Below are 10,623 nucleotides of genomic sequence, written 5' to 3'. Positions count from 1 at the left end.
CATGAATTTCGCGCAGGCCTTCATCCTCCGGCCGGTCGCCACCACGCTGCTGACCCTCGGCATCGTGCTGCTGGGCTTCCTCGGCTACCGGCTGCTGCCGGTCACCGCCCTGCCGACCGTGGATTTCCCGACGATCCAGGTCACCTCGCGCCTGCCGGGGGCGGCGCCCGATGTCATGGCCTCGCTGGTGACGACACCGCTGGAAAAGCAGCTCGGGCAGATTTCCGGCCTCGCCACCATGCATTCGGTCTCGTCCTTCGGCACCAGCCAGATCACCCTGCAATTCGATCTCGGCCGCGATATCGATGCCGCCGCGCAGGACGTGCAGGCGCAGATCAACGGCGCCTCCGGCCTTTTGCCGCTCGACCTCATGCCCAGCCGGCCGACCTACAGCAAGGTGAACCCGGCCGACACGCCGGTGCTGATCCTCGCCATGACCTCGGGCGAGTTACCCTTGCGCGCCGTCAATGATTACGCCGACACCGCTGTCGCCCAGAAATTGTCGCAGGTCGGCGGCGTCGGCCTCGTCACCATCGAGGGCGGGCAGAAGGCGGCGGTGCGCATCCAGGTCAATCCGGTCGCCCTCGCCGGCCTCGGCCTCGCCATGGAGGATGTCCGCCTCGCCATCCGGGGCGCCACGGTCGACAGCCCCAAGGGCGGCATCGACGGCCCGCGCCAGAGCTTCCAGATCAGCGCCGACGACCAGTTGCTCGACGCCGACGGCTACCGCCGGCAGATCATCGCGACGCGAAACGGCGCCCCGGTCCGCCTTGGCGATGTCGCCGTGGTGATCGACAGTGTCGAGAACGAGCGCATGGCCGGCTGGTACGACGGCAAGCCCGCCGTCCTCCTGAACATCCAGCGTCAGCCCGGCGCCAATATCATCGAGGTGGTGGACGCCATCCACCGCCTGCTGCCCTCGCTCCGCGCCTCGGTCCCGCCCACGGTGAAGATCGACGTGCTGACCGACCGCACCGACATGATCCGCGCGGCGATTTCGGAAGTGCAGTTCACCCTGCTGCTGTCGATCGGCCTCGTCGTCATGGTGATCTTCCTGTTCCTGCGGAAGCTCTGGGCGACGATCATTCCCAGCATCACCCTGCCGGTCTCGCTGATCGCGACCTTCGGCATCATGGCGCTGACGGGCTTCACCCTCGACAATCTGTCGCTGATGGCGCTGACCGTCGCCACCGGCTTCGTCGTCGACGATGCCATCGTCATGATCGAGAATATCGTCCGTCACATCGAGGCGGGCGAGAAGCCGCTGCCCGCCGCGATCAAGGGCGCGCGGCAGATCGGCTTCACCATCATCTCACTCACCGTCTCCTTGATCGCGGTGTTCATCCCGCTGTTGCTCATGGATGGCGTCGTGGGGCGGCTGTTCCATGAATTCGCCATCACCCTGTCGGCCGCCGTCGCCATTTCCGCCGTCGTCTCCCTGACCCTGACGCCGATGATGTGCGCCCATCTCCTCGGCCGCGACCGGGCGGATGCAAAGCCCGGCCGCATCGCCCGCTGGAGCGAGGATGTCCTGAACAAGGGCGTCGCCTTCTACGACCGCACCCTCCAATGGGTGCTGGACCGCCAGCGCGAGACGCTGCTGGTCGCCATCGCCACGCTCATCGGCACCATCGGGCTCTACCTCGTGGTGCCCAAGGGCTTCCTGCCCCAGCAAGACACCGGCCTCATCATCGGCGTGACCGATGCCGCGCCCGATATTTCCTTCGCCGCCATGGCGACCAGGCAGCAGGAAATCGCCGATATCGTCCGGGGCGACGAGGCGGTCGCCGCCGTCTCGGCCTTCGTCGGCACCGGCACGATCAACACGACGGGTAACGCCGGGCGGCTCTATATCAGCCTGAAACCCCATGGCGCGCGCGGCGAATCCGCCGATGCCGTGATGCGCCGCCTGAAGGCGAAGACGGCGGGCGTGCAGGGCATCAGCCTCTACATGCAGTCGGCGCAGGAACTGGCCATCGGCACCAGCCATGCCCGCACCCAGTATCAATACATGTTGCAGGGCGTCAGCGCCGGGGAGTTGTCGCTGTGGTCCAGCCGCCTGCTCGACGAGTTGCACCGCCAGCCGGCCCTGGCCGATGTCGCCTCCGATGCGCAGGCGGGGGGGCTTCGGGCCGCGCTCACCATCGACCGCGACGCGGCCGCCCGCCTCGGCATTTCCATCGGCTCGATCAACGACGCGCTCTACAACGCCTTCGGCCAGCGCCAGATCGCCACGATCTATACCCAGACCAACCAGTACAAGGTGATCCTCGAGGTTGCGCCCTCGTTCCGCGAGGATGCGGAGGCCTTCCGCTTCGCCTATGTGAAATCGGCCGGCGGCGACATGGTGCCCCTGTCGACCTTCACGCGGGCGACGCAGGAAGCCGCCCCCCTCGCCCTGATGCACCACGGCCTCTTCCCCGCCGTCACCCTGTCCTTCAACCTCGCCCCCGGCTGGTCGCTGGGCGAGGCGACCGACGCGATCCATGCGGCGGAAGCGGCGATCAACATGCCGGAGCAGATCGGCCGCAGTTACATCGGCTCCGCCGCCGAATTCGGCCGCTCGCGCAGCAGCGAGATCTGGCTGATCCTCGCCGCCGTGGTCACGGTCTATATCGTTCTCGGCGTCCTCTACGAGAGTTACATCCACCCGATCACCATTCTCTCCACCCTGCCGTCCGCCGGCATCGGCGCCCTCCTCGGCCTCATGCTGTTCGGCAAGGACCTGGACGTCATTTCGCTGATCGGCATCATCCTCCTCATCGGCATCGTGAAGAAGAATGCGATCATGATGATCGACTTCGCCCTCGACGCCGAACGGACGCAAGCCATGCCCCCGCGCGAGGCGATCTATCAGGCCTGCCTGCTGCGCTTCCGCCCGATCATGATGACGACCATGGCCGCCCTGCTCGGCGCCGTGCCGCTCGCCGTCGCGGGCGGCACCGGGGCGGAGATCCGCCAGCCGCTGGGCATCGCCATCGTCGGCGGGCTGATCCTGTCGCAGGTCCTCAGCCTCTACACGACGCCCGTCATCTATCTGGCCTTCGACCGGCTGCAGCGCCGCCTGCGGGGGCGGAAGGCCGCGCCGCAAGCGGTGGCCTGACATGCTGTCCGACCCTTTCATCCGGCGGCCCATCGCGACCTCGCTCGTGATGATCGGGGTGATGCTGCTCGGCCTCGTCGCCTATTTCCACCTGCCCGTCGCCTCGATGCCGGTCGTCGACCTGCCGACCATCGTCGTCCGCACCGGCCTTCCGGGCGCCAGTCCCGAGACCATGGCCGCCGCCGTCGCCACCCCGCTGGAGCGGCAGATCGGCACCATCGCCGGCCTCACGGAACTCACCTCGATCAACGCCCTCGGCGGCTCGACCATCGTCGCGCAGTTCGATGTCTCGCGGGATGTCGACGGTGTCGCCCGCGACGTGCAGGCGGCGATCAACGCGGCCGCCGCCACCCTGCCCGCCGACCTGCCGGCGCCGCCCTTCTACATCAAGGCCAATCCCAATATCTTCCCGGTGATCACCCTGTCCCTCGCCAGCGACATCATGCCGGCGGCGCAGGTCTATGATTTCGCCGATCAGATCATCCTGCAGAAACTGTCGCAGATCCCCGGCGTGTCGCAGGTCTCGATCAGCGGCGCCGACAAGACGGCGGTGCGGGTCGCCATCGATCCGGTGCGGATCGGCGCCCTCGGCCTCGATCTCGAGGATGTGCGGGCGGCGCTGTCGGCGCTCAGCACCCTCGGCCCCAAGGGCAGTTTCGATGGCCCGGAGAAGAGCTTTTCCATCGCCGCCAACGATCAGCTGCACGATGCCGCCGCCTTCCGGGGCCAGATCGTCGCCTGGAAGGGCAGCGCGCCCATCCGCCTCGGCGATATCGCCGTCGTGACCGACGATGTCAGCAACACCAAACTCGGCTCCTGGCTGGACGGCAAGCGCGCCGTCCTCGTCGAGGTGCGGAAGCGCCCGGGCGCCAACACGATCGAAGTGGTCGACCGCGTGCATGTCGCGCTGGCCGAGCTGCGCCCCCTGCTGCCGCCCGCGCTCGACCTCCGGGTCGTCGCCGACCGCACCAAGGTGCTGCGCGCCGGCATCTTCGACCTGCAACTGACCATGCTGCTGTCGACCGCCCTCGTCGTCATGGTGATCGCGCTTTTCTTACGCCGCTTCTGGGCCACGCTTATTCCGGCGGCGACCATTCCGGTCGCGGTCTGCGCCACCTTCGCCGTCATGTATCTGCTGGATTACAGCCTCGACAATCTGTCGATCATGGCGCTGATCATCGCGGTCGGCTTCATCGTGGACGATACGATCGTGATGGTGGAAAACGTCTTCCGCCTGATGGAACAGGGCGCGAGCCCGCTCGATGCCGCGAAGCGCGGCGCCCGCCAGATCGCCTTCACCGTCGTCTCCCTGACGGCCTCGCTGATCGCCGCGCTGATCCCCATTCTGTTCATGCCCGGCATCCTTGGCCGTTTCTTTCAGGAATTCGGCGTGACGCTGGCCGTCGCCATTCTCGCCTCCGCCGTGATTTCCCTGACCCTGACACCGACCATGTGCGCCCATCTGCTGCCGCCCGGCGGCGAGACGGCGAAGGGCGGCCGTCTGGGCGAGGCGATGGAGCGGGGCCTTACCCGCCTCGGCGATGCCTATGGCCGCAGCCTCGAAGCCGCCCTGTCCGTGCCCTGGACCATGCTGGGCATCATCCTCGTCGCCATGCTGCTGGGCCTCGGGCTTTACGGCGTGGTGCCCAAGGGCTTCCTGCCCAAGCAGGACACGGGCGTGATCCGGGGCATTACCGATGCCCCGCCCGATATTTCCTTCGACGCGATGCGCGCCCGCCAAAGCGATGTCGTCCGCGTGATCATGACCGATCCCGCCGTCGCCAGCGTCTCTTCCTCGGTCGGGGTCGGCATTTTCAACGCGCTGAACAATGGCAGTATCACCGTGAACCTGAAACCCTTCGGGGTGCGCGATGTCTCGGCCCAGGCCGTCGCCGACCGGCTGCGGCCGAAGCTGGCGAGGCTGGTCGGCATCGACACTTACCTCAGCCCGGTCGACGATTTCGGCGTCGGCGGGCGGGCCGGGCGGGCCGCCTATCAATATACGATGCTGGGGCCGGACCTGCCGCGCCTGACCCGCCAGGTGGAGCGGATGCGGGAAGCCATGCGTGCCCTGCCCGAAATCGCCGACGTCTCGACCGATCAGGCCGCCAACGGGTTGACGGCGCGCATCACGATCGACCGCGACGGCGCGGCAAGGCTGGGGGTTTCGGTCGCGGCCATCGACACCGCGCTCTACAATGCCTTCGGCCAGCGCCAGGTCGCCAATATCTACAACGAGTTCGATCAGGCCAAGGTGGTGATCGAGGTTCGCGCCGACGACCGCGACGATATCGATGCCCTCGACCGGCTCTATGTCTCGGCCGAGGATGGGCGCCAGGTGCCCTTGTCCGTCGTCACCAGCCGCGACCTCGGCCTGCTGCCGGTGCAGATCAACCACATGGGGCAATTGCTGGCGATCACCATCGGCTTCAACCTCGCCCCCGATGTCGCCCTCGGCACCGCCATGGCGAGGATCAACGAGACGGCGCGAGACCTGCGCCTGCCGGCCGATATCACCGGCCTCTTCGCGGGCGACGCCAAGGCGGCGTCCGATGCCGGCAGCGCCCAGCTCTGGATGCTGCTCGGCGCCATCGTCGCGATCTATCTCGTCCTCGGCATGCTCTACGAAAGCTATGCCCACCCGCTGACCATCCTGTCGACCATCCCGTCGTCCGGCGTCGGCGCCCTGCTCGCCCTGCTGATCACGGGAACCGAATTTTCCTTCATCGCGGCCATCGCGCTGATCCTCCTCATCGGTATCGTGATGAAGAATGCGATCATGATGGTGGACTTCGCCCTCGTGGCCGAGCGGGAGCTGGGCCTTGCCCCGCGCGAGGCCATCGTCCACGCCGCCCGCCAGCGCTTCCGCCCCATCACCATGACCACCATGGCCGCCGTCTTCGGCGCCCTGCCGCTGGCGATCGGGGTCGGCATCGGCTCGGAACTGCGTCAGCCCCTCGGCGTCGCCATGGTCGGCGGCCTGATTGCGGCGCAATTCGTCACCATCTACACGACCCCCGTCGTCTATGTCGCCGTCGACCGGCTGCGTGGACGGCGGCGGCCCCGCCTGCTGCCGGCGGCCTGAGACCCTTCCCATGCGCCTGTCGACGCCCGGCCCCCGGGTCATCCTGATCACCATCCTGCTCGACGCCATGGGCTTTGGCCTGGTCGCGCCGGTACTGCCCCATCTGGTCGCCGAGCTGGACGGACGGGGACCGGCGGCGGCGAGCACGGTCTTCGGCCTCATTCAGGCGGCCTATGCCGGGGCGATGTTCCTCTGCGCGCCGCTGGTCGGCCGCCTGTCCGACCGTTTCGGCCGGCGCCCGGTGTTGCTTCTGGCCCTGACCGGGGCTGCCGTCGATCATGTGGTGGCGGCGCTCGCGGGCAGCGTCGGCCTTCTGCTCGTCGCGCGTTTCGTGGCCGGGGCCTTCGGCGCCAGCGCCGCCGCCGCCTCGGCCTACGTCGCCGACGTGACGACGCCGGAAGACCGGGGCAAGGCCTTCGCCTTCGCCGGGGCCGCCTTCGCCATTGGTTTCGTCTCGGGCCCCGCTATCGGCGGCTTGCTGGGCGATCTCGGCCCCCGGGTTCCCTTCCTGGCCGCCGCCGGGCTGACCGCGCTCAACCTGCTCTATGCGATCTTCGTCCTGCCCGAGAGCCTGCCTGCGGGCCGGCGAAAGCCCCTCGACCTTGCCGCCCTTAACCCGCTGGCCGGCCTCATGACCTGGTGGCGCTCGCGCCTGATGGGCGGGCTGCTCGGGGCGATCTTCCTCTACATGCTGGCGCAGTCGGCGCTGCAGGCGACCTGGGTGCTCTACATGGATCTCCGCCTCGGCTGGGGGCCGGGCGATGTCGGAAAATCCCTTGGCGTCCTCGGGGTGATGGCGATCCTGGCGCAGGTCCTGCTGGCCCCCCGGCTGATCGCGCGGCTGGGCTCGCGCGGGGCCTTGCTGACGGCGCTTTGCTTCACCGCGCTGTTCTGCGTCGCCCTGTCGATGGTGACGGCGGGCTGGCAGGTCTATGCCGCGCTCATGCTGGTGCCCTTCGCCATGATGGCGGGGCCGGCGGCGCAGGCGCTGGTGTCATCGGGAACGGATGGCGGCGAACAGGGCTTGTTGCAGGGCACGATCAGCAGCGTGACCGGCCTTGCCGCCTTCTTCGGCCCGGCCCTGGGCGCCGGCACCTTCAGCCATTTCGCCGGGGAAGGTGCGATCTACCCCCTGCCCGGCGCGGCCTTCCTGCTGGCCGCCCTGCTCTCGCTGCTCGCCCTCGCGGCCGCGGCGCGGGCGACGCGGACAGGCTAACGCAGGTCGTGCCAGGCGGCGGCGGCGAGAAGCGCCAGGACCGCCGAATAATAATGGTCGTCCGCCAGGGGCACTTCGGCGGCGACATCCCTTGTTCCAAGAACAAGGCCCGCCACCGCCCGCCCCCCCCGCGAGGCCTGATAAGCCGCGAGCTTGCCGGTCGCGAGATCGACCCAGGCCGGCATGACGCCCCATGTGCCGCCGAACCAGGCCCTGAAGGCGGTGAGTTGGGCGGCGGGCGCCCGGCCCCACACGAGATAGAGCGGCACCCTGAGCGCGTCATAGCCAAAGCGCGGCGGCCAGCCGGGCGCCGGCGCCAGACGGCCGTCCCCCGTCACCAGCAGCCAGTCCGGCGGCAGGCCATAGCGGCCGAAACGGGCATCGAGCAGCAGGGCCATGCCATCGGCCGACAGCCTGTCCCAGCCCTCGTCCGGGGCGACGGCGTGGAAATCGGCGAAGGCCGGAAAGACGTAATAGGAGGGATTGATGATCAGGTCGGGTGGGGCATCGCCCTGCTTGCCCTTGTTCGTCTCGACACGAAAACCGTCGACGCCGGGCAACAGCAATCGCCGCCCTCCAGCTTCGACCACCAGTTTCCGCAGGATCGCGCGGCGGATCTCGGCGGACGCCGTCTCCAGCGCCGGGTCCGACCAGCGGATGGCGCCCCGGGCCAGCGCCCAGGCGATGAAGATATCGCCATCGGCCGCGTCGTTCGGATCGTCCACGGGATTGGCCGCGTCCGGGACATAGCGCCAGGAAAACAGCGCGTCATCCCTGCGCCGCAGATGCGCCTCGGTCCAGGACCAGATCAGGTCGAAGGCCGGCCGGTCATCGGCGGCGACCGCCAGCACCATGGCGAAACCCTGCCCCTCGCTGTGACTGACCTTGCCATTGCCATTGTCGATCACCCGGCCGTCTTCGGTCAGGAAGCGGCCCTTGAAATCGGTCCAGGGCAAAGGGGCTTGCGCCAGCGCCGCCCCTGCCAGCAGCCAGGATACGAGCGCGACCAACAGCCAGAAACGCCCCCGCCCGGATCGGGATGCCGGCCTTCGCCGGCATGACGAATTAAGGGGGAGCGCGTCCATCATGCGGACATCGGCTCTAGCGGCCGTAGAGCAGTTCGACGCAGCCCGATTCATCCGCGCCGGAGCGCCGCGCCTGCAGATGCTCGCCGCCACCGGCCTGCTGCATCCACAGGGTATAGAGGCCCTCGAGCAATGCCGCGGCAGCCGGCGACGCGGCTTCGCCCGGCGAGACCGGCAAGGCGCCGTGACGGATGCGGATGCCGGCCTCGACCTCCGCCAGCCGGACCCAGCCCCAGCGGTTGGACAGGAGCAGGCCGTTCATCGCCTCCTCGAGCACCTCGAGGGTCTCGGCGCCGGCCACCGGCCGGGCCGCCGCCATCCGGCGACCGACCTGGTTCAGGAAGGCGGCCGCGTTGTCGTTCCCGGCCACGGCGAACAGTTCATCCGCGACGGCCGCGAAGAACCCCGGCAGGGGCTCCGACCCCAGCAGGGCCGCGTGATAGATGGCGCCAGCGTCGTCGACGGGAACGGCGGGCGCGGCCAGATTGGCGAACAGGCTCACGGTGCAACCTCCAGCAAACGCTTCACATAAACCATGACACTGCTTTCCGAATAATCGCCGAAGCTGTCAAAGGACGCGGAAGCCCCGACCGTCGTCTGGCGATCGAAGGCATAGTCGAAGCCGCCATGGATATTGCCGCCGACCCCGCTCTCGCTGCCGGCGGCGTAATAGGCGGACGAGATCAGACCCGCGGACACTTCATCCTCGAGAATGCCCTGCAGCTTGCCGTCGGTCGGGAAATAGGGCGCGGCGTCTTTCTCGTAGCGCTGATAGCCGATGGCGCCGCCGATCGTGTAGTTCCACTTGCCGCTGCGGCTTTCGCCCGTGTATTCGACCGGAAAGGAGACCGAATAGAAGCTCTGCGGGCTGAAATAGCCACCGTGGCCGAAGGAGAATTCGCCCAGGTTCTTCTCGTAATTGAGATAGGACAGGTTGACGCCGACCGAAAGCTCGGCGCGTTCGGTCTTGTAGGGGCGGATATAGGCGCCCACCGTCGCTTCCAGCTGCTGGTTGGAATCGACATTGTCGCCTTCCAGCCGGTAGTAGGCGCCGCCGCCATAGATGCCGACATCGCCATCGTCGTCCGATACCATCACCCGTCCGCCCGTCCGCGTCACCCCGCCCCAGCGCTTGCCGGTGAAGGGCTCGACCGTTCCGGCATAGGACAGCAGACTGTCGGTCACCGCCCGGCGCTCCCCGGTCAGCTTCAGGGTCGTCGTCTCCGAAAGCCTGGGCGCATAGGTCACGCCGCCCACCACGTTCTGGACTTCAAAGCCAAGCGGCGTGGTGCCCGCGTCGGCCTTGATGTCGCCGATCTCATAGGCCAGCGCGAGAGCAACGCCCGCGTCGTCCTGGGGCGGAGCACGGCGCAGCGCGGCCATGCGCGCCGTGTCGAAACTGTAGCTGTCGGCGGCGAGGGCGGCGCTGAGCACGCTTTCCTGCGCCGTGGTCAGGTCGTTCCAGATGGTCGGATTGTCGCTGACGAAACTGCTGAGGGTCGTCGCGGCATCGGCCGCGACCGCGGTCGTGATCGCCGTGCGCAGGTCGTCCGTCAGGGCGGCGACGACGGTCGGATTGCTGGTGACGAAATCGGTCAGGGTGGTGGCGTCGGGTGTCGTGATCGCCGCCCCCAGGATCTGCTTTTCCGTCGGGGTCAGCAGGTTCCAGACACCGGCGTTATTGTCGACGATGGTCGCGAGCGCCTGATAATTGCTCTCGGTCACCGTGGTCGGAACGAGGGCATTCAGGCCGAAACGCCGGGCACCATCACCTTCGGGCGTGCCGGAATCGAGGCTGACCGGCCGCGCGGTCACGGTCAGCCGGCCTTCGTCGAAGGGCGAAACCGCAACCGACAAGGTGGCGCCCAGCTCGGTCAGCTCGGACAGGCCGGATTCGCCATCGCGGCTGCGGATACCGACATCGCCCCGGACGAAGGGGATGGTGTTCTGCCGCAGATCGGCCAGTTCGCGCGCGATGTCGCGGCTCATCGGGTCGTTCAGGGCGGCGGCCGGCAGGCCGATCGGATTGCTGGCGGTGGACGGCGTGTTCACGGCCAGGGCGGGATAGGCCGGGGCCGGCGCTTGGGTGGGAGCCGGCGTGCCCGTGGTGGTCGCGATCTGCGGCCCCGCGGAC

The 10,623-nt window shown here is 68.2% G+C and carries 6 protein-coding genes; 3 read left to right on the top strand and 3 right to left on the bottom strand.

Going from position 1 to position 10,623, the window contains the following annotated elements:
* Nucleotide 1 precedes the first annotated feature (1 nt).
* From WAZ62_RS09535 to WAZ62_RS09525, 3 genes are read left to right on the top strand one after another with little or no spacing between them, the layout of a single operon-like run.
* On the top strand, nucleotides 2-3,103 hold the full coding sequence (locus WAZ62_RS09535; protein WP_422643287.1) for a multidrug efflux RND transporter permease subunit: 3,102 nt from the start codon (nucleotides 2-4) through the stop codon (nucleotides 3,101-3,103).
* Between the two features lies 1 nt (nucleotide 3,104).
* On the top strand, nucleotides 3,105-6,188 hold the full coding sequence (locus tag WAZ62_RS09530) for an efflux RND transporter permease subunit (RefSeq protein ID WP_422643286.1): 3,084 nt from the start codon (nucleotides 3,105-3,107) through the stop codon (nucleotides 6,186-6,188).
* A 10-nt stretch (nucleotides 6,189-6,198) separates the two neighbouring features.
* Complete coding sequence (locus tag WAZ62_RS09525; RefSeq protein ID WP_422643285.1) at nucleotides 6,199-7,404, top strand: MFS transporter; 1,206 nt, start codon at nucleotides 6,199-6,201, stop codon at nucleotides 7,402-7,404.
* Here the strand turns inward: WAZ62_RS09525 and WAZ62_RS09520 are convergent.
* The 3 genes from WAZ62_RS09520 to WAZ62_RS09510 form a co-directional block, all read right to left on the bottom strand.
* Complete coding sequence (locus tag WAZ62_RS09520; RefSeq protein ID WP_422643284.1) at nucleotides 7,401-8,414, bottom strand: glycosyl hydrolase family 8; 1,014 nt, start codon at nucleotides 8,412-8,414, stop codon at nucleotides 7,401-7,403. The genes WAZ62_RS09525 and WAZ62_RS09520 overlap by 4 nt on opposite strands.
* Before the next feature lie 91 nt (nucleotides 8,415-8,505).
* On the bottom strand, nucleotides 8,506-8,991 hold the full coding sequence (bcsD, locus tag WAZ62_RS09515) for a cellulose biosynthesis protein BcsD (protein ID WP_422643283.1): 486 nt from the start codon (nucleotides 8,989-8,991) through the stop codon (nucleotides 8,506-8,508).
* A partial coding sequence (locus tag WAZ62_RS09510; protein WP_422643282.1) for a cellulose synthase subunit BcsC-related outer membrane protein occupies nucleotides 8,988-10,623 on the bottom strand: 1,636 nt, incomplete at its 5' end. The genes bcsD and WAZ62_RS09510, both read right to left, overlap by 4 nt.

This window comes from Zavarzinia sp. (assembly GCF_049306435.1).
Classification (GTDB): Bacteria; Pseudomonadota; Alphaproteobacteria; order Zavarziniales; family Zavarziniaceae; genus Zavarzinia.
The sequence above is the reverse complement of the archived record's forward strand: the minus strand, read 5'-3'. Positions and strand labels throughout refer to the sequence as shown.